This window comes from Aerolutibacter ruishenii (assembly GCF_007830115.1).
In the GTDB taxonomy this organism is placed as follows: Bacteria; Pseudomonadota; Gammaproteobacteria; order Xanthomonadales; family Xanthomonadaceae; genus Aerolutibacter; species Aerolutibacter ruishenii.
The window spans coordinates 33,198-51,194 of record NZ_VLKP01000001.1 but is presented as its reverse complement, the minus strand read 5'-3'; the positions used below and the strand labels follow the sequence as shown (position 1 = coordinate 51,194).

Sequence of the window (17,997 nt, the reverse complement as noted above, 5' to 3'; positions counted from 1 at the left end):
TCAGCCGCCGTTGGCGGGAGGCGCGGCGTCGGCGGGCTTGCCGATGCGCACGTCGACGTAGGCCTCGCCGCGCATCTCGCGCAGGTAGCGGTTCCACTCGTCCTCCAGCTTGCGGCGACCGATGGTCTCGCGCATCTGTGCGCGGCGGTTCTCGTCGCCCACGTTGGTCTGGCGGGTTTCCAGGCGCTCGACCAGGTGCCAGCCAGCCTGGGTGCGTACCGGCTGCGAGAGCTGGCCATCGGCCAGCGCCGCAACCGGCTGGCCGAAATCGGCACCGAACTGATCCTGGGTGAACCAGCCCAGGTCACCGCCGCCAGCCTTCGACGTCGGATCTTCGGAGTTGTCCCGGGCCACCTGCGCGAAATCGGCACCGCCCGCGATGCGCGCACGCAGCGTCTCGATCCTGGCCTTGGCCTGGGCCTCGGTGGTGTCGTCGTCCACGCGGACCAGGATGTGGCGCGCACGGTACTGGGTCACCATGGCGGGCGCACCCTGCGACGCGTCGCGGACCTCGACCAGCTTGAGCAACTGGAAGCCGCTCGGGCCGCGGATGGGCGCGGTCACGTCGCCGGCGTTCATGCCGACGATCAGGCGGCCGAACGCTGCGGGGATCTCGTCATTGCCGCGCCAGCCCAGGTCGCCGCCTTCCAGTGCATTCGGGCTGTCGGAATAGCGCACCGCCGCTGCCGCGAAATCCATCTCGCCCTTGTCGATCAGCGCCTTCACGCCATCGATCTTCTTCTGTGCGGTCGCAATCTGCTCGGCGGTGGCCGCTTCGGGCAGGCCGACCAGGATGTGGGCCAGGCGGTACTGGACCCCGCCCGCACCTTGCGCGGCCAGGGCGTTCTCCACCTCGGCGTCACTGACGGTGATGCGGCTCTGCGCGAAACGCTGGCGCAGTCGCTGCACCATCAGCTCGTCGCGGATCGAGGCGCGGAAATCGGCGTAGGCGATGCCCTCGCGCCCCAGTTGTGCGCGCAGTTGCTCGGGGGTGGCGCGGTTCTGCTCGGCAATGCCGCCGATGGCGCGGTCGATTTCCTGATCGGACGCGCGCACGCCGGTGGATTGGGCGCGCGCAACCTGCAGCTTCATCAGGACCAGCCGCTCCATCACCTGGCGCTCCAGCACCTCGGCCGGGGGCAGCTGGGCCTCGCGGCCCGCGTACTGCTGGCGGATGTTGGCCACCGCGCGCTGCAGTTCGGTGCGCAGGATCACGTCCTCGTCCACCACGGCGGCGATACCGTCCAGCGGCTGGACTTCCTGGGCATGGACGGACGCGGCAAGCAGCGCGGCGGCGAGGACGGGCGCGAGTAGTTTCTTCATGGGCTCGGGTCGGGGGAGGGGTCGACGCTGCCGCGGGTCGCATGGGACGGCGGCACGAGGTAGAGGTCGTCACGTTCGTAACCGAGGATACCACGGCGCAGGATACGCTCCGTGTCCTGGCCGGCCGAACCCAGGCCCTTCAGCTCGAACTCCAGCATGATGGAATTGTTCAGGTCGCCGGTGCGGTTGCGGACGTAGCGGCGGCCGATCAGGCGAATGGCCAGGCAGCAGCTTTCCCATTGGACGCCGGCGATCGTCTCGAGTTCCTTCTTGTCCAGGACCGAGTAGTAGTAGCGGCCCACCACGCTCCAGTTGGACGTGACCGGGTACAGGAAGGAGAAGTCGACCTGCTCCAGCAGGTCCTTGCTGTCCGGCGCGTCCACGCCGGGACGGAAGCCTGTATTGCGACGGTAGCGGTAGCCGAGGTTGGCGACGCCGCTGTCACCGAACAGGTAGCGCGCGCGCAGGCTGGCGAGATCCTGGCCGCGCAGCTTGGGGTCCCACTGGTAGGCGGCGTTGATGCTCCAGCGGTCGCTCGGCGCCACGCCGATGTCGGCCACCCAGGCGGACTTGCCGCGCTCCACCGGGATCTCGCCCGGTGTGGTGACGCGGCTCTCGTCGTAGTACTGGATCTGGCCAAGGCTGGCGGTGAGGCGTTCGCGCCCGTCCTCCTCGGAGATCAGGCGGCTGGTGACTGCAAGCGTCAGCTGGTTGGCATCGGTCTGGCGGTCGGCGCCGGTGTAGCGGTTGTCGCGGAACAGCTGGCCCCAGCTGAAGGTCATCGGGTTGGTGTCGAACTGCGGCAACCCGCTCTGGTCCCGGTAAGGGACGTTGAGGTAGTAGATGCGGGGCTCGAGGGTGTGCAGGTAGGCGTCGCCACCGACCTCGGTATGCCGGTCGAAGAACAGGCCCGCGTCGAGCGAGTAGATCGGCAGGCTGCGGCTGGGTGACCGGTCACCCAGCGTGGCGGCCAGGTCCCGGTCCAGTTGGTAACCCGTATAGCGCCACGCCACCTTCGGCGTCAGGAACCAGCTGGCGCCTTCCAGCGGCATGCTGACGAATGGCTTGATGTCGATGCGGCTGCCGGCGTCGAACACCTCGTGCTGGAAGCGGACGGCTTCCGCGCTGAGGCCCGCCTGGAACCACCGGGCGAAGGGTTGCGACCAATTGAGGGCCGCCCGCGGCAGGCGGTCGTACGGCAGGATGTTCTCGTCCAGGGTGTAGTCGGCCAGTTGCGCGTGGCTGGCGCTGATTTCCGCATCCCAGTGCAGGCCCCGGCCATACAGGCCCGCGGTGCTCTGCAGGAAGTAGGACGAGAAGCCGAGCGAGGAGTTGCTGAAGTCCTCCAGGTAATGCGTGTCGCTGACCCAGCCCACGTCGGCCCGCGTGTGCCAGCTTGGCCCCAGTCCGTGCAGGTTGGAGAGCAGGAATTGCCCGCGGTTCTTGTCCGGCAGGGTCGCCCCCGGGATCGGGTTGCCGGCCACGTCATTGAGGTAGCGCCAGGGCTCGTTGCGCGGCAGGGCGTCGTCCGGCAGCCAGTTGCCGGACACCTGGCCGCGCCCGTCCGGGTAGAGCCAGCGGAACTCGCCGCCCAGCGCCCCGCCGCGCTTGGTCATGATGCGCGGGGTGATCGTGGCGTCGTAGTTGGGCGCCAGGTTCAGGTAGATCGGCTGCTTCCAGTCGAAGCCGTTGCGGCTCGACATCGAGATCGAGGGATACAGCAGGCCGGTGCGTCGGCGGTCGTCCACCGGGAACATGAACCAGGGCACGTGCAGCACCGGCACCTTGCCGATGCGCAGGGTGGCCCCCCGCGCGACCGCCATGCCCTCCTCGGTATTGACGTCGATGCGTCGCGCACGCAATTCCCACGCGCGCTCCGACGGCGGGCACGTGGAATAGGTCGAGCCCACCAGCGCGCCCTTGACGCCGTGCATCTCGATGCGCTCCGCGCCGCCGTTGCCGCGCCGCTGGGTCAACTGGTAGCGCAGGTCGTGGATGGTGTGCGTGTCGGCTTCCTGGTTGCCCTCGGCGCGCTCGGCCACGATGCGCATGCCCGAGTCCTGGTAGCGGACACTGCCTTCGGCGACATAATTGCCGGTCTCGCTGTTGTAGGTCATGGTGTCGGTGCGCAGGAACTGGTCGCCCCGACTGAGCGCGACATTGCCCCGGAAGATCGACTCGCCGGCCTCGTTCGCGCTCAGGGCATCGCCCTCGATGTCGGTCGGCTGTTGGATGCGCAAGGCGGCGCCACCGGTGGCCGGCGGGGCGTCCGCGAACGGAGGGACGACGTCCTCGATGGGACATAGCCCCCAGTCCTGGGGCTCGTCGGCGGCATGGGCCGGCAAGGCCATCGCGATACAGAGCGATAACGGCAACAGGCGGAAGCTTGGGCGCACGCGCTCATCCATTGTGCGAAAACGGCTGCTAGCTTGCCCCATCCGGCCACCGCCGGGCAATGAACGCGCGCGAGGGGCCGCTTTCGCCCTCAGGATACCGCTTGGACTGGAGATGCCGATGACCACCGAACCCCTGCCCACCACCGAAGCCGAATGGCGGGCCCGCCTGTCGCCCGAGCAATACGCGGTCTGCCGCTGCTCGGCCACCGAGCGTGCCTTCACGGGACGCTACTGGAACCACAAGGAGCCCGGTACGTACTGCTGCGCGGCCTGCGCCGCGCCACTGTTCGGCTCGGCCGCCAAGTACGACTCGGGCAGTGGCTGGCCAAGCTACTGGCAGCCGCTGGCCGCGGGCGCGGTCACGGAGCATCCGGACGCCAGCCATGGCATGGAACGGATCGAGGCCCGGTGCGCGCGCTGCGGGTCCCACCTGGGCCACGTGTTTCCGGACGGGCCGCCGCCCACGGGGTTGCGCTACTGCATCAATTCGGCGGCATTGGACTTCACGCCGCAAGGGCCGGGCGACGTCTGACGCGCTCCACGCGGGTTGGCTGAACCGGCGCTGGCGCGAGGCGGAAGCCGGCCATGGCATGCGCGCGGGCCGGCCACGCAAAGGTGATCATTCCTGCAGTGCCACCACATGCGCCACCGACGCCTCCCGCAGGGCATCGAGGTCATAACCGCCTTCCAGCATCGACACGACGCGCCCCTGGGCGTGGCGAAGGGCGATGTCGACCAGTTGCCCGGTCACCCAGCCGAAATCCTCGGTCTCCAGTTCCATCTGGGCCAGCGGGTCACGGCGATGGCCATCGAAACCGGCCGATATCAGCAGCAGCTGGGGGCGGAAGGCATCCAGCGCGGGCAACAGTTGTCCGCTCCAGAATCGGCGGAATTCCGCGCTGCCGGTGCCCGGCGGGAGCGGTACGTTGACGATGTTGCCCACGCCACGCTCGTTGGCATGGCCGGAGTCGGGGTATAGCGGCAGCTGATGGCTGCTGAGGTACATCACCCGCGGGTCGGTGTCGAAGATGGCCTGCGTGCCGTTGCCGTGGTGCACGTCGAAATCGACGATGGCCACCCGCGTCAACCCGTGTTTCTCGCATGCATGCGCGGCGGCCACGGCGATGTTGTTGAACAGGCAGAAGCCCATGGCCACGCCGTCGGTGGCGTGGTGTCCGGGTGGGCGGACCGCGCAGAACGCCCGCCGGATCTTGGCCGACATCACCGCGTCCACCGCGGCGACGCCCGCGCCGGCGGCGCGCAGTGCGGCCTCCGCCGAGCCCGCCGACAGGAAAGTGTCCGGGTCCAGGGCGATGGGTTCCATCAGCAGGTGCAGGTCGGTGTCCAGCACCAGCGCCAGCAGTTCGTCGCTGTGCACGCGCAGCAACTGGCCGCGGCTGGCGCGGGGCGCCTCGTGCCAGTCGAGCGCCGGCAGGGCCTGGCGCAGGGCTTCGATGACGGCGGTCAGGCGGGCGGGTCGTTCGGCGTGGCCATCGCCAGGGTCATGCAGCAGGCAGGCGGGGTGGCTGTAGACACGCACGGCTCAGGCTTTGCGACGCTCGTGGTTCCAGAGCACTTCGCCGTGGCCGCTGGCCCTGGCCAGCACGCGCGCCAGCACGAACAGCAGGTCGGACAGGCGGTTGAGGTAGCGCACCGCTTCCGGACGCACGGCTTCCACGCGGGCCAGCGCCACCGCCTCGCGCTCGGCGCGGCGGACCACGGTGCGGGCGATGTGGCAGCGCGCCGCCGCTTCGCCACCGCCGGGCAGGATGAATTCCTTCAGCGGCGGCAGGGATTCGTTGAGCGCATCCATGTGCGCTTCCAGGCGATCGATGTCGGCGTCGAAGATCGCGGCATGCCCGGGGATGCACAGCTCGCCGCCCAGGTCGAACAACTGGTGCTGGATGGCGGTCAGCAGGCTGCGGATGTCATCAGACACATCGCTGGCCAGCACCAGGCCTATGCACGAGTTGGCTTCATCCACCGTGCCATAGGCGTTGACCCGCGCCGAGTCCTTGCCGACGCGGCTGCCGTCTCCCAGCCCGGTGCTGCCGTCGTCGCCGGTGCGGGTGTAGATCTTCGAGAGGCGGTTGCCCATGGCGAGGCGCGGTCAGGCGGTCTGGACGCGCAGCGATGGGGCCCAGTGGCGCAGCAGCGAGAAACCACCGAACAGGACCGCGGCGTAGAACAGCGTGCTGGCCACGCTCCACTTCAGGAACGGAATGCCGGCCACGTACGCCATGCCCAGGCCGCCCAGCGTCTGCGGGTAGGTCGGTGAGCCCAGCCACGCGCCGAAGTTGGTGACCAGGAAGAAGACGGCCGTGCCCAGCAGCGAATAGCCCAGCACGCGACCGCCGCCCACCCTGCCGCGCAGGCCGAAGCCGAGCACGGTGGTCAGCGCGGTGGCGGCATAGACCAGCCACATCGACACACTGCCAAACCAGGACGCGTAGTCACCGCCGTTGATCGCGGCCAATGCCAGGTCGGACACCAGCAGCGCCGCCAGCGGCACGATCAGCGCCCAGTGGCGCGCGGAGAAATAGGCACCGCCGAACAGGGCGATGGCCGCCACCGGCGAGAAGTTGGGCGGATGCGGCAGCAGGCGGGTCAGCGCGGCCACGAAGATCAGCGCCGCCAGCAACAGGGGGCCCGGGGCAAACGTGCGTGGGGCGGACGAGGCGTTGGGGGCGATGGCTTTCATGGTCTTCGCGGTACGGTGGGGCAGGAACCGTTAGCATAACGCAATGCCCGAGACCTCTTCCCCGCCGGGGCATTCCCCCGCCGCCGCCACCGTTTCCCCCGTGCATGACGTGCTGATCGTCGGTGGGGGGCTGGTCGGCTCCAGCCTGGCCATCGCCCTCGACCGCATCGGACTGGACGTGGGCCTGGTGGAGGCATCGCCGCCCGGTGGCCTGCCGCCGGTGTTCGACGAGCGCAACCTGTCCTTCGCCGAGGCCACGGTCAATGCGCTGACCGCGCTGGGCGTGATGCAGAAGCTGCGCACCCCCACCGGGGCGATCCAGCGCATCCACGTCAGCCGTGAAGGCGACTTCGGCCGCGTGTTGCTGGACGCGGCGGCGTACGGGCGCGACGCGTTTGGCCAGGTCGTGGTGGCACGGGATTTCGGCGAGGCGCTGGAGGCCCGCCTGGCCGAGCTGGTGCGGCTGGTGCGCTACCGCCCGGTGCGGTTCGCGGGGCTGGCGGACGATGCCGCCGACGCGCCCTGGCGCAGCGTGCGGCTGGTGGACGAAGGCGGCGAGCGCATCGTACGTACCCGCCTGCTGGTCGCGGCCGATGGCACGCGCAGCGGCGTGCGCGCGGCGTTGGGTATCGGTACGGTCGAACACGACTATGGCCACCACCTGTTCGTCACCCGCCTGCGGACGGATCGCGCGGTGGACGGCAATGCTTTCGAGCGCTTGACCGACGCCGGGCCGACGGCGCTGCTGCCGCGCGGTGACCGCCACTACGGGCTGATCCATGGCGTGGCCAACCACGACGTCGCGGCGGTGGCGGCGATGCCGCCCGATGCGTTCCTGCAGCGCGTGCAGGGCGTGTTCGGCTGGCGCGCGGGGCGCTTCCTCGCGGCGGGTACGCCTTCGGTGTACCCGGCGGTGCGCGTGCTGGCCGAGCGGCTGGTCGGGCCGCGAACGGTGCTGATGGGCAATGCCGCGCAGACCATCCATCCGATTGGCGCGCAGGGTTTCAACCTGGGGCTGCGCGACGCATTGACGCTGGCGGAACTGGTCGCAGCGGCGCGGGCGGCGGATGCGGCCGCCGACTGTGGCGCGCCGACCCTGCTGGAGCGGTACGTGGCCCGCCGCCAGGAAGACCGCGAGCGAACCCTGGCGTTTTCCGATGGGCTGGCGCGGCTGACCAGTAACCCGACGCCGCTGATGCGGCCGTTGCGCAGCATCGGGCTGTTCGCGATCGGCCGCGTGCCATCGCTGCAGGCGGCGGTGGTGGCCGGGGCGCTGGGCTACCGGGGCGCGGTGCCCGCGTTGTGCAGGAGGACGGACGCATGAGCCGGCGCGAGATGTTGGACGTGGTCGTGGTGGGTGCGGGCGTCGTGGGCGCGGCGGCGGCGCTGGCCTTCGCCCGCGATGGCCTGCAGGTCGCCCTGGTGGAGGCGCGCGAACCGGTGCGGTGGCGGGCGGACGAGGCGGACCTGCGGGTTTACGCCTTCGCGCCGGACAATGCCGCACTGCTGGACAGCGTGGGTGCCTGGCAGCCGGTGTTGCAGGCGCGTGCCCAACCCTACCGGCGCATGTGCGTGTGGGATGCGGCAGGTGGCGCGCCGCTCGAGTTCGATGCCGACGGCTTCGCCCGCAGCGAGCTTGGCTGGATCGTGGAGAACGGCCTGCTGGTGGATCGCCTGTGGGCGCAGCAGGCCGCCGCCGGGGTGCGCATCCACTGCCCCGACCATGTCGTGGCGCTGCAGCAGGACGCGACGTCCGCGACGGTGGAACTGGACAGTGGCCGCCGGCTGAAGGCGCGACTGGTGGTCGCGGCCGATGGCGCTGGCTCGCGCCTGCGCGAGCTGGCCGGCGTGGGAGTGGGGGGGCACGCCTACCATCAGCGCGGCGTGGTCGCCTTCGTCGATACCGAACATCCCCATCAGGCCACGTGCTGGCAGCGGTTCCTGCCGACCGGCCCCCTGGCATTCCTGCCATTCGTCGAGGACGGTGGCGGGGGCGGGGTCGCAGGCCGGCGAAGCTCCATTGTCTGGACCCTGCCAGATGCCGAGGCCGAGCGCATGCTGGCGATGGACGACAGGGCGTTCCTGCAGGCGCTGGAGCGAGCTTTCGACGGGCCGCTGGGGGCGATGCGGGCGGTGTCGCGCCGCGCGGCGTTCCCGCTGCGCCTGCAGTTGGCCAGGCACGTCGTGGCGGGGCGCGTGGCGATCATCGGCGATGCCGCGCACGCGGTGCATCCGTTGGCCGGGCAGGGCGTGAACCTCGGGCTGCGCGACGTGGCCGCGCTGCGCGGCACCCTGCGCGCCGCCGGGGACGGCGATATTGGCGGTCCGGAGCGGTTGGCGCGTTGGGCGCGTCGCCGTCGCAGCGAGAATGCACTCGCCGCCTATTCGTTCGACGGCATCAACCGTCTCTTTTCCAACGAGGCGATGCTGCCGACGCTGGTCCGCGGGCCATTGCTGGGCATGGTCGGCAAGGTGCCGGCGTTGACGCATCTGTTCTGGCGGCGCGCGGCCGGCGTCTGAGTGATCCACCGGGGTCGCGGTCGGTGGCTGCAGGCGTGGAAGGTACGTTGCGGCACCGGCCAGTCATGGTTTCCTGACTGGCCGTCAGGTCCCGCCGCTGGGGGCGGAACCTTTCCCATGCCCACTGCCGGGGCGGCGGCTTACATCCAGCCCTTCAGTTCATCCCGGCTCAGGCGGCCATCTCCATTGACGTCCACCGCGCCGAACTCGGCCGACAGCGTAGCGTTGGAGCGGACCTCACCGCGGCTGAGCGAACCGTTGCGATTGGCATCCAGCGCCTCGAAATCGATCTTGTAGTCGCCCACGACCGAGTTGGCCGGACTGTTGGTGAACGTCACCTGCGCCTGCGCGGCGCCCTGCGCGGACGGAACGGCAGGCGGCGTGGCAGGCGGCGCCGGTGGCGTCTGGGCAGCCGCTTCGGCATTGCTTGCCGCGGCACGCGCGTTGTCCGTGGCGTCCATGGCCATGTATGCGGCACCGCGCGCTTCGGTGGCGGCGGCCGTGGCTTCAGCCGCTGCGGCGGTGGGGTTGGCGCCGTGCTCGGCGGCATTCCGTGCGGACTGGGCCCGGTCCGCGGCGTTCACCGCCTGATTGGCAGCAGTGTTGGCCGTCACCGCGGCCTGGTGGGCCGTGTGCGCGCCGTGCGCAGCGCCGGCCGCGCCCTGCGCGGTCAGCGCACCCGCGTCCCGGGTTTGGGCGGCGCTCTGGGCGGCTTCCTGGGCGACCTCCGCCTGCTGTCGGGCGACCGTGGCATCTTCGGTGGCCATCTCGGCTTCGGCCGCGGCCTGGACCTTCGCTTCGCTCTTGGAGCGGTTCTGGGCCAGGGTGGGGCCGGCCAGACCGAGGCTCACGGCCAGCGCCAGGAACAAGGGGGCATTCGTGTATTTCATGGGAGGGACCTCGCGTCGGGGGACGTGGGGACCCTAGACCCTCCCGCATCAATCCCGCGTAAAGGCCTGCAACCGGACCTGAACCGGCGGTGGGGTAGTCAGCGCGGGGTTGCGAAGACCGTGATTTCCTCCCGGTCGTGGTACAGCTGGCGAGCGCGCACGGTGAGCGGCCGGCCGGCCTGCGCCTGCAACAAGTCCAGGCACAGCCGCGTCTCGTCCCAGCGCTTCTTCATCGGCAACTTGAGGTTGAAGATGGTGTGGCGGCACCAGCCTTCGCGCAGCCAGGTCGCCATGCGTTCGGCCACGCGGCGGGGCTGTTCAACCATGTCGCAGACCATCCAGTCCAGTGGTGCCCTGGGCTGCCAATGGAAGCCATCGGCGCGCAGGTGTTCGACCTTGCCGCTGTCGAGCAGTTGCGGGCGCAGCGGACCGTTGTCGACGGAGGTGACGTGCAGTCCGTGGCGCACCAGCACCCAGGTCCAGCCGCCGGGGGCGGCCCCCAGATCGGCGCCGCGCATGCCGTCGCGCAGCAGGCGACTGCGCTCGCCCGCGTCGAGCAGGGTGAGCAGGGCTTCTTCCAGCTTCAGCGCTGAACGGCTGGGCGCGTCGGGATGCATGCGCAGGCGCGGAATGCCCAGCGGCCAAGGCGACGCATCGCGGGTATCGCTGCGCGCGAGCATGGCGTGCCCGCCATCAAGGAACACCACGTGCAGGCGCGGACGCGTCGCATCGTCCTGGCGGCTCAGCCAGCCCGCCTCGCGAAGCGCCGGGCGGAGGGCGTTGCCGAACGCGCGGGCGAGGCCGGCCAACGGCTTGCCGTCGTCGGAGTCCGGGTGTTCAACCCACAGTTCGCCGAAGGTGCTGCGTTGGCCGTCGGCGGCTTCGGCCTCCAGCTCGGCCAGGATCGGGGCGATGCGGTCGGTGGGGTTCAACTCGCGCAGGTCGGCCAGCCGCAGCAGTTTCTGCCGGGCAAAGATCAGGTCGCGCAGCGGCAGGGCGCGATCCAGGGCGGCCGCTTCGTGGCACACGAACTCGACGTAGCCGCTGGCGCGTTGCGTGCGGGCATAACCGGCGAAGCCCGCCTCGGCGGCACGCTCGGTCAGTTCCGCGGCGAGTTCGGGCTCGAAGCCGGCGCGGCAAAGGCACAGGAGGGCATCGGCACTCATCGGTACAGGGGCGGCGTGCAATCGACGCGTGCCATCAGTATTTCGCCCCGCCCTGTTCGCCGTAGGCGCGCAGCACCGCGCACGCGGCGTCGCGATGCAGGTCGCGCACCACGCGGATGCCACGGCGCTCCAGTTCGCCGATCCAGTCCGCGGGCAGCGGACCTTCGTCGAACTCGGTGAGCGATTCAACGTCTTCGGCCCGTGCGCCGATCAGCAGGCGGTCGATACCGGCCCATACGGTGGCGCCGTAGCACTGGCAACAGGGTTGCGACGAGGTGGCGAGGGTGACCGGGCCGCAGGCGGCGCCGTCGAGGGTCTGGTTCAGGCGCGGGCGCTGGGTCCGACCCTGCGCCAGCATGTAGGCCATGGTTTCGGCATGGGCCAGCGAGCAGGTGTGCGGGAGCACGCGGTTGACGCCCACGGCGATGATGCGGTCATGCGCGTCGAACACCGCCGCGCCGAACGGACCGCCGGTGGCCGCCTGGATGTTCAGCCGCGAGAGTTCGATCGCCAACGCCACCTTGGCTTCGTCCCCCGGGTACGCACGCGTGGTGTCCACGTGGTCATGCACCCACACGGGAAGGGTGAGGTGGATCTGGGCGTACAGCATCACAGCAGGCTCCGCGTGCCCACGCGCGACCGGGCGCGGCCGTGGCCGGGGATGCGTTGCCGGCTGGGCCGGGCGGTGGCGTGCAGGTTCATCGTGGCGTGCCTCAGGCCCTGGTGGCCCAGGTGTCGCGCAGGGTCACGCTGCGGTTGAACACCGGCGCGTCGGCGCGGTGATCGTAGCGGTCGGCGACGAAGTAGCCCATGCGCTCGAACTGGAACGGCTGCTCCGGCGCGGCCTTCGCGGCAGCCGGCTCGACGTAGCCGGTGACCACGCGGCGCGACTCCGGGTTGAGGTAGTCCTGGTAGCTCTTGCCGCCCTCGTCATTGTCCGGATCGGGGACGGTGAACAGGCGGTCATACAGGCGGATTTCGGCCGGCACCGCATGCTTGGCGCTGACCCAGTGGATGGTGCCCTTGACCTTGCGGTTGGCGCCTTCCATGCCGGGGCGCGACTCGGGGTCGAGCGTGCAGCGCAGCTCCACCACGCGGCCGTCGGCGTCCTTGACCACTTCGTCGCAGCGGATGATGCCGGCGCCGCGCAGGCGCACGTCACCGCCCAGCGTCAGGCGCTTGAAGCCCTTGGGCGGCACTTCCTCGAAGTCCTCGCGTTCGATCCACAGCTCGCGCGCGAACGGCACGTGGCGCTCGCCAAACGACTCGTCCTTGGGATGGTTGCTGAAGGTGAGCTGCTCCTCGTGCGACTCGGGCAGGTTGGCCAGCACCAGCTTGAGCGGGTCGATGACGGCCATGCGGCGTGGCGCGGCGGCGTCGAGGTCGTCGCGCAGCGCGCCTTCGAGGATGGAAATGTCCAGCAGCGAGTTCTGCTTGCTGATGCCCACGCGGTCCACCATCAGGCGCAGCGCGCTGGGGGTGTAGCCACGGCGGCGTATGCCCTGCAGCGTGGGCATGCGCGGGTCGTTCCAGCCGTCGACCAGACCTTCGGTCACCAGCGCCATCAGCTTGCGCTTGCTCATGACCAGGTAGTTGAAGTTCAGGCGCGAGAACTCGATCTGGCGCGGCTTGGCCGCCTCGAAGGGCAGGCCCTTGTCGGTCAGCGACTTCACCAGCTCCGGCGAATGCGCCAGGTCGACCTTGTCCACGCACCAGTCGTACAGCGGGCGGTGGTCCTCGAACTCCAGCGTGCACAACGAGTGGGTGATGCCTTCCACCGCGTCGCTGAGCGAATGCGCGTAGTCGTACATCGGGTAGATCGGCCAGTCGTTGCCGGTGTTCTGGTGCTCGACGTGCTTGATGCGGTAGATGGCCGGGTCGCGCAGGTTGATGTTGCCGCTGGCCATGTCGATCTTCGCGCGCAGGGTGCGCGTGCCATCGGCGAACTCGCCGGCGCGCATGCGGCGGAACAGGTCGAGGTTCTCCTCCACGCTGCGCTCGCGGTACGGCGAGTTACGGCCCGGCTCGGTCAGCGTGCCGCGGTAGGCGCGCACTTCATCGGCGCTGAGGTCGCAGACGAAGGCGTCGCCCTGCTGGATCAGCTTCTCGGCGCCGCGGTACAGCACTTCGAAGTAATCCGAGGCATGGCGCAGGTCGTGCCATTCGAAACCGAGCCATTGCACGTCGTCCTGGATGGCGCGCACGTACTCGGGGTCTTCCTTGGCCGGGTTGGTGTCGTCCAGTCGCAGGTTGCACTCGCCGCCGAACTCGCGGGCGATGCCGAAGTCCAGGCAGATCGCCTTGGCGTGGCCGATGTGCAGGTAGCCGTTGGGCTCGGGCGGGAAGCGGGTCTTGATGGCCACGTGCTTGCCGCTGGCCAGGTCCTCGCGGACGATCTGCCGGATGAAGTCGTTCTTGACCGGCGCCTCGGCGGCGGTCTCGGGGGCGTTCGGGGCAGGGGTGTCGGACATGCGGGATCGGCAAGGCGTGGGAGACCGTGCAGTTTAGCCGTTGGCAGGCGACGGTGCCGCCTGCGGGGGTATGCTGGATCATCGGGACGCCCGTGAACGGATTCCAATGGGGCCTCGATCGGTTGCCACGCGACCCCGATCCGCCATCAAAGTGCAGGTGTGCCGTGAAAGTAGTCTACGAAGCCGCCAACCTGATCGATGCCCATCTGGTGCGCCATGCGCTGGAGGCCGAGGACATCCCGGTGTTCCTACGCGGCGAGCAGTTGCTGGGCGGGATGGGCGAGCTTCCGCTGTTTGGCGTGGTGGCGGTGTGCGTGCCCGATGTGGCCTGGCCCGAGGCACGCGGCATCGTGGAGGCGCTGCCGCTCAATGCGTCCGGAGAGGCCGACGCCATGGCGCCGGACGACGCGGGTATGCTGCCCGACCCCGCGTGACCGACCCGGCTGGAAGTCCATGACCCTGATGCCCCCGCGCGATTTCCCAGCGCTGATCCGCGACGTACCCGACTTTCCCAAGCCTGGCATCCAGTTCAAGGACATCACCCCGCTGTTGGCGGACCCGGCCGGGTTCGCGTGGGTGATCGAAACGCTGGCAGCGCCTTGGCGCGGCGCAGGCGTGGATTGCGTGGCGGGGATCGAAGCGCGGGGTTTCATCCTTGGCGCGGCCCTGGCGCGGTCGCTGGATGCGGGGTTCGTACCCGTGCGCAAGCCCGGCAAGCTCCCCGCGCGGGTGATCACGCAGGACTATGCCCTGGAATATGGCAGCGACCGGCTGGAGATCCATGAGGACGCCGTCCGTCCGGGAACACGCGTGCTGCTGGTCGATGACGTGCTGGCCACGGGCGGCACCCTGCTTGCGGCACGCGCTTTACTGGAAAGAACGGGAGCCACGCTGGTGGGCGCGGCGGTACTGGTCGAGCTGGTCGGGTTGGCGGGTCGCGCTCGCTGGAACGGGGCCAATCCACTGGAAGCGTCCCTGCGCTACTGAGTGCGTGGGGTTGATTGCCGCCGCCTCGGCCGCATCTTGTCCGGACAGGAGGACCTGAGCATGTTGGGAATCGGTGCCTGGAAACAGCGGTTGCCACGCCCTGACGAGGCGCTGCCGGGTCGCGCGGAACCGGTCGCGCTGGGCAGCCGGCACCACGTGCTCGGGCGGCCGCTGCGCGGCGACTTCGAAGGCCTCGCGCGGGTGCAGTTCGGCATGGGCTGTTTCTGGGGCGCGGAACGCAAGTTCTGGTCGTTGCCCGGCGTGTTCACCACCGCCGCTGGCTATTCCGGAGGCGTGACCCCCAACCCGACCTACCGCGAGGTCTGCAGTGGCCTGACCGGCCACGCCGAGACCGTGCTGGTGGTCTATGACCCCGCCGCGACTCCCTTCGCCGCCCTGCTGGTAACGTTCTGGGAGAACCATGACCCCACGCAGGGCATGCGCCAGGGCAACGATGCCGGCACCCAGTACCGTTCGGCCATCTACTGCGATGACGAAGTACAGCATGGGGCGGCGCTGGCCAGCCGCGACGCGTTCCAGCAGCGCCTGCATGCGGCGGGATACGGCGACATCACCACGGAGATCCGCTTCCCTGCACCGGCGTTCTACTACGCCGAGGAAGAACACCAGCAGTACCTGTCCAAGCACCCGGATGGGTATTGCGGACTGGGTGGCACGGGTGTGTCGTGTCCGCTCGGGATCACGCCCGGCGGTTGAACCGCCCGGGGCCGGTTGACGCCTGGCGGACGGCCAGGGTCAGGGCCACGCGGATCAGTGTGCGAAGTCGTCCCTTGCGGCGGGTACTGGCACGCGGGGCTCAGGCGGTTCCAGCAACCGGTGCGGCAGCTTGCGGAACTCGGCGGCCAGTTGCAGCAGGAAATCGTGCATGGCCGAACTGCGTCGCCACACCATCGCGATGCGCCGGTGCGGCGGCTCGCCCTCGAAGGGCAGCAGGTGGATGTCGGGCGATGGCGGCACCGGTGGCTGCACCGAAAGCGCGGGCAGCAGGGTGATGCCCACGCCCGCGGCGACCATCTGCCGCAGCGTTTCCAGGCTGGTGGCGCGGAACCCGTCGCGTTCGTCGGCGCCGGCCAGGCGGCACACTTCGAGTGCCTGGTCGCGCAGGCAGTGGCCGTCCTCCAGCAGCAGCAGGTGACGGTCGTCCAGGTCGTCCACCCGCAGCGACGCGCGGCTCGCCAGTTCATGTTGCTGCGGTACCGCCAGCAGGAACTGCTCGTCGAACAAGGGCTCGATGTGCAACTGGTCGTCATGCACCGGCAGCGCCAGCAGCGCCGCATCAAGGCGGCCCTCGCGCAGGCGCGCCAGCAGCTGGTCGGTCTTTTCCTCCACCAGCAGCAGTTCCAGCCGCGGGAAGCGCTTGCGCACGGCGGGCAGTACGTGGGGCAGCAGGTACGGGCCCAGCGTCGGGAACAGCCCCAGCCGGACGGTGCCCGCCTCGGGGTCCTTGCTGCGCCTCGCGATCTCGGCCATCTGCTCGACGTCGGCGATCACCTTGCGCGCGCGCTCCACGATCTCGCGCCCGACCGGAGTCAGCATCACCTTGCGCGGCGCGCGTTCCACCAGCGCCACGCCCAGTTCGTCCTCCAGCTTCCTGATCTGGGTGGACAGCGTGGGCTGGCTGACGAAACTGGCCGCGGCCGCGCGACCGAAGTGCTTGTGGTCGGCCAGGGCTACCAGGTACTTGAGGTCGCGCAGGTTCAAGCGGGGAAGCCTCCGATCGGGGGCCGTCGTGCGGCCCCGTGTGTGTGTGCTCGATACCCGATATTACTGTCGCACGAACGGTTGCCGGCTGGCCTCAGGCGGCGGCGGTGACCGGTTCCGAGGCCGGTGCCGAGGTGCGGATCAGGTGGTCGAAGGCGCTGAGCGCGGCGGTGGAGCCGGCACCCATCGCGATCACGATCTGCTTGTACGGCACGGTCGTCGCATCGCCTGCGGCGAACACGCCCGGCAGTGAAGTCTGGCCGCGTTCGTCGATCACGATCTCGCCGCGCGGCGACAGGTCCAGCGTGCCCTTCAGCCATTCAGTGTTGGGCAGCAGGCCGATCTGCACGAAGATGCCTTCCAGTTCCACGCGGTGGATGTCGCCGCCCAAGCGATCCTTGTAGACCAGGCCATTGACGCGCTGGCCGTCGCCGAGCACCTCGGTGGTCTGCGCGCTGACCAGCACGGTCACGTTGGGCAGGCTGCGCAGCTTGCGCTGCAGCACTTCGTCGGCGCGCAGCTGGCTGTCGAACTCGATCAGCGTCACGTGCGACACGATGCCGGCCAGGTCGATGGCCGCCTCCACGCCGGAGTTGCCACCGCCCACCACCGCCACGCGCTTGCCCTTGTACAGCGGGCCGTCGCAGTGCGGGCAGTAGGCCACGCCCTTGTTGCGGTACTGGTCCTCGCCGGGCACGCCCATCTGCCGCCAGCGCGCGCCGGTGGACAGCACCACGGTGCGCGACTTCAGCGAGGCGCCATTTTCCAGCTGGATTTCGACCAGGCCGTCTTCACCTGCCGGCACCAGCCTGCTGGCGCGCTGCAGGTTCATCACGTCCACGTCGTATTCCTTGACGTGCTGCTCCAGCGCCGCGGCCAGCTTGGGGCCTTCGGTGTAGGGCACGGAGATGAAATTCTCGATGGCCATCGTGTCCAGCACCTGGCCGCCGAAACGCTCGGCGGCGATGCCGGTGCGGATGCCCTTGCGCGCCGCATAGATTGCGGCCGCTGCGCCGGCCGGGCCACCGCCCACCACCAGCACGTCGAAGGCGTCCTTGGCCTTGATCTTCTCCGCCTCGCGCGCGGCGGCGCCGGTATCGAGCTTGGCCAGGACCATCTCGACGGTCATGCGGCCGGCGTCGAACGGCTGGCCGTTGAGGAAGATGGTCGGCACGGACATCACTTCGCGCGCGGTGACTTCGTCCTGGAACAGCGCGCCATCGATCGCCACGTGGCGGATGCGCGGGTTCAGCACGCTCATCAGGTTCAGCGCCTGCACCGTGTCCGGGCAGCTCTGGCACGACAGCGACATGTAGGTTTCGAAGCGGTAGTCGCCGTCGAGCGCACGCACCTGGGCGATGGTCTCGTCGTCGAGCTTGGGCGGATGGCCGCCCACCTGCAGCAGCGCGAGCACCAGCGAGGTGAACTCGTGGCCCATCGGGATGCCGGCGAAGCGCACGCCGATGTCGCTGCCGACGCGGTTGATGGCGAACGACGGGGTGCGCGCATCGTTTTCACGGCGCAGGGTGATCTTGTCGGACAGCGAGGCGATGTCCTGCAGCAAGCCGTCGAGCTCCTGCGAGGCGTCGCTGGCGTCGAGCGAGGCGACCAGTTCGATCGGCTGCACCAGCTTCTCCAGATAGGCCTGGAGCTGGGTTTTCAGGTTGGCGTCGAGCATGGGGGGGTACTCCAACGTGAACGGGATGGAGAGAGGCGCTTGCAGGAGCGGCCTGGACCTCGGACATGGCCGGGGGAGGGACCGGCGCAGGGGAGGGCTGTCCTTCGGGGGAGGTACAAGCCGCTGTTGCAAGCGTCCGGCGG

Annotated in this window: 17 protein-coding genes; 6 read left to right on the top strand and 11 right to left on the bottom strand. The window is 69.6% G+C overall.

All coding sequences use genetic code 11. The features are described 5' to 3' along the window. Both IP93_RS00275 and lptD read right to left on the bottom strand, forming a co-directional pair. Window positions 1-1,323, bottom strand: a complete 1,323-nt coding sequence (locus IP93_RS00275; RefSeq protein WP_144810886.1) for a peptidylprolyl isomerase — start codon at window positions 1,321-1,323, stop codon at window positions 1-3. Further along, window positions 1,320-3,719 carry an LPS assembly protein LptD gene (gene lptD, locus IP93_RS00270; protein WP_425480002.1) on the bottom strand — a complete coding sequence of 800 codons (2,400 nt, stop codon included), beginning with the start codon at window positions 3,717-3,719 and terminating at the stop codon, window positions 1,320-1,322. The genes IP93_RS00275 and lptD overlap by 4 nt, the downstream gene beginning before the upstream one ends. 118 nt (window positions 3,720-3,837) lie before the next feature. Here lptD and msrB point away from each other — a divergent pair, with 118 nt between their 5' ends. Beyond that, complete coding sequence (msrB, locus tag IP93_RS00265; RefSeq protein ID WP_144810883.1) at window positions 3,838-4,251, top strand: peptide-methionine (R)-S-oxide reductase MsrB; 414 nt, start codon at window positions 3,838-3,840, stop codon at window positions 4,249-4,251. An 87-nt stretch (window positions 4,252-4,338) separates the two neighbouring features. Here the strand turns inward: msrB and IP93_RS00260 are convergent, their stop codons facing one another. Genes IP93_RS00260 through IP93_RS00250 form a run of 3 tightly spaced genes read right to left on the bottom strand, consistent with a single transcriptional unit; the run spans window position 4,339 to window position 6,420 of the window. After that, entirely contained in the window at window positions 4,339-5,259 is a 921-nt protein-coding gene (locus IP93_RS00260) for a histone deacetylase family protein (RefSeq protein WP_144810881.1), read from the bottom strand. 3 nt (window positions 5,260-5,262) lie between these two features. Next, a complete protein-coding gene (locus tag IP93_RS00255) occupies window positions 5,263-5,817 on the bottom strand; it encodes a cob(I)yrinic acid a,c-diamide adenosyltransferase (protein ID WP_144810879.1) in 555 nt (184 codons plus the stop codon). A 12-nt stretch (window positions 5,818-5,829) separates the two neighbouring features. Beyond that, the gene (locus IP93_RS00250) at window positions 5,830-6,420 is read right to left on the bottom strand and encodes a DUF6580 family putative transport protein (RefSeq protein ID WP_144810878.1); all 591 of its coding nucleotides are present in this window, start codon (window positions 6,418-6,420) and stop codon (window positions 5,830-5,832) included. A 43-nt stretch (window positions 6,421-6,463) separates the two neighbouring features. On the opposite strand from IP93_RS00250, the gene ubiH reads away from it, so the two are divergent. Beyond that, a complete protein-coding gene (gene ubiH, locus IP93_RS00245) occupies window positions 6,464-7,744 on the top strand; it encodes a 2-octaprenyl-6-methoxyphenyl hydroxylase (protein ID WP_144810876.1) in 1,281 nt (426 codons plus the stop codon). Beyond that, window positions 7,741-8,940 (top strand): FAD-dependent oxidoreductase, encoded by a 1,200-nt coding sequence (locus IP93_RS00240; RefSeq protein ID WP_144810874.1) that lies wholly within the window; start codon window positions 7,741-7,743, stop codon window positions 8,938-8,940. The genes ubiH and IP93_RS00240 overlap by 4 nt, the downstream gene beginning before the upstream one ends. Before the next feature lie 140 nt (window positions 8,941-9,080). Here IP93_RS00240 and IP93_RS00235 read toward each other — a convergent pair whose 3' ends face one another. From IP93_RS00235 to IP93_RS00220, 4 genes are all read right to left on the bottom strand, one after another. Continuing rightward, the gene (locus IP93_RS00235; protein ID WP_144810873.1) at window positions 9,081-9,830 is read right to left on the bottom strand and encodes an EF-hand domain-containing protein; all 750 of its coding nucleotides are present in this window, start codon (window positions 9,828-9,830) and stop codon (window positions 9,081-9,083) included. A 98-nt stretch (window positions 9,831-9,928) separates the two neighbouring features. After that, a complete protein-coding gene (rlmM, locus tag IP93_RS00230; RefSeq protein WP_144810871.1) occupies window positions 9,929-10,996 on the bottom strand; it encodes a 23S rRNA (cytidine(2498)-2'-O)-methyltransferase RlmM in 1,068 nt (355 codons plus the stop codon). Window positions 10,997-11,030: 34 nt separating this feature from the next. Next, a complete protein-coding gene (locus IP93_RS00225; RefSeq protein WP_144810870.1) occupies window positions 11,031-11,606 on the bottom strand; it encodes a nucleoside deaminase in 576 nt (191 codons plus the stop codon). A gap of 103 nt (window positions 11,607-11,709) precedes the next feature. Then, window positions 11,710-13,467: a glutamine--tRNA ligase/YqeY domain fusion protein gene (locus IP93_RS00220; protein ID WP_144810868.1), complete on the bottom strand. Its 1,758-nt coding sequence runs from the start codon at window positions 13,465-13,467 to the stop codon at window positions 11,710-11,712. A gap of 164 nt (window positions 13,468-13,631) precedes the next feature. Here IP93_RS00220 and IP93_RS00215 point away from each other — a divergent pair, with 164 nt between their 5' ends. The 3 genes from IP93_RS00215 to msrA are packed head-to-tail and all read left to right on the top strand — an operon-like array spanning window position 13,632 to window position 15,171. After that, window positions 13,632-13,901, top strand: a complete 270-nt coding sequence (locus tag IP93_RS00215; RefSeq protein ID WP_144810867.1) for a putative signal transducing protein — start codon at window positions 13,632-13,634, stop codon at window positions 13,899-13,901. A gap of 19 nt (window positions 13,902-13,920) precedes the next feature. Then, window positions 13,921-14,454: an adenine phosphoribosyltransferase gene (locus IP93_RS00210; RefSeq protein WP_144810865.1), complete on the top strand. Its 534-nt coding sequence runs from the start codon at window positions 13,921-13,923 to the stop codon at window positions 14,452-14,454. Between the two features lie 60 nt (window positions 14,455-14,514). Further along, complete coding sequence (msrA, locus tag IP93_RS00205; RefSeq protein WP_144810864.1) at window positions 14,515-15,171, top strand: peptide-methionine (S)-S-oxide reductase MsrA; 657 nt, start codon at window positions 14,515-14,517, stop codon at window positions 15,169-15,171. 54 nt (window positions 15,172-15,225) lie between these two features. Here the strand turns inward: msrA and oxyR are convergent, their stop codons facing one another. Together oxyR and ahpF are read right to left on the bottom strand one after the other, a co-directional pair. Further along, complete coding sequence (gene oxyR, locus IP93_RS00200) at window positions 15,226-16,176, bottom strand: DNA-binding transcriptional regulator OxyR (RefSeq protein WP_144810862.1); 951 nt, start codon at window positions 16,174-16,176, stop codon at window positions 15,226-15,228. A 94-nt stretch (window positions 16,177-16,270) separates the two neighbouring features. Beyond that, window positions 16,271-17,854, bottom strand: a complete 1,584-nt coding sequence (ahpF, locus tag IP93_RS00195) for an alkyl hydroperoxide reductase subunit F (RefSeq protein ID WP_144810861.1) — start codon at window positions 17,852-17,854, stop codon at window positions 16,271-16,273. Between the last annotated feature and the right edge of the window lie 143 nt (window positions 17,855-17,997).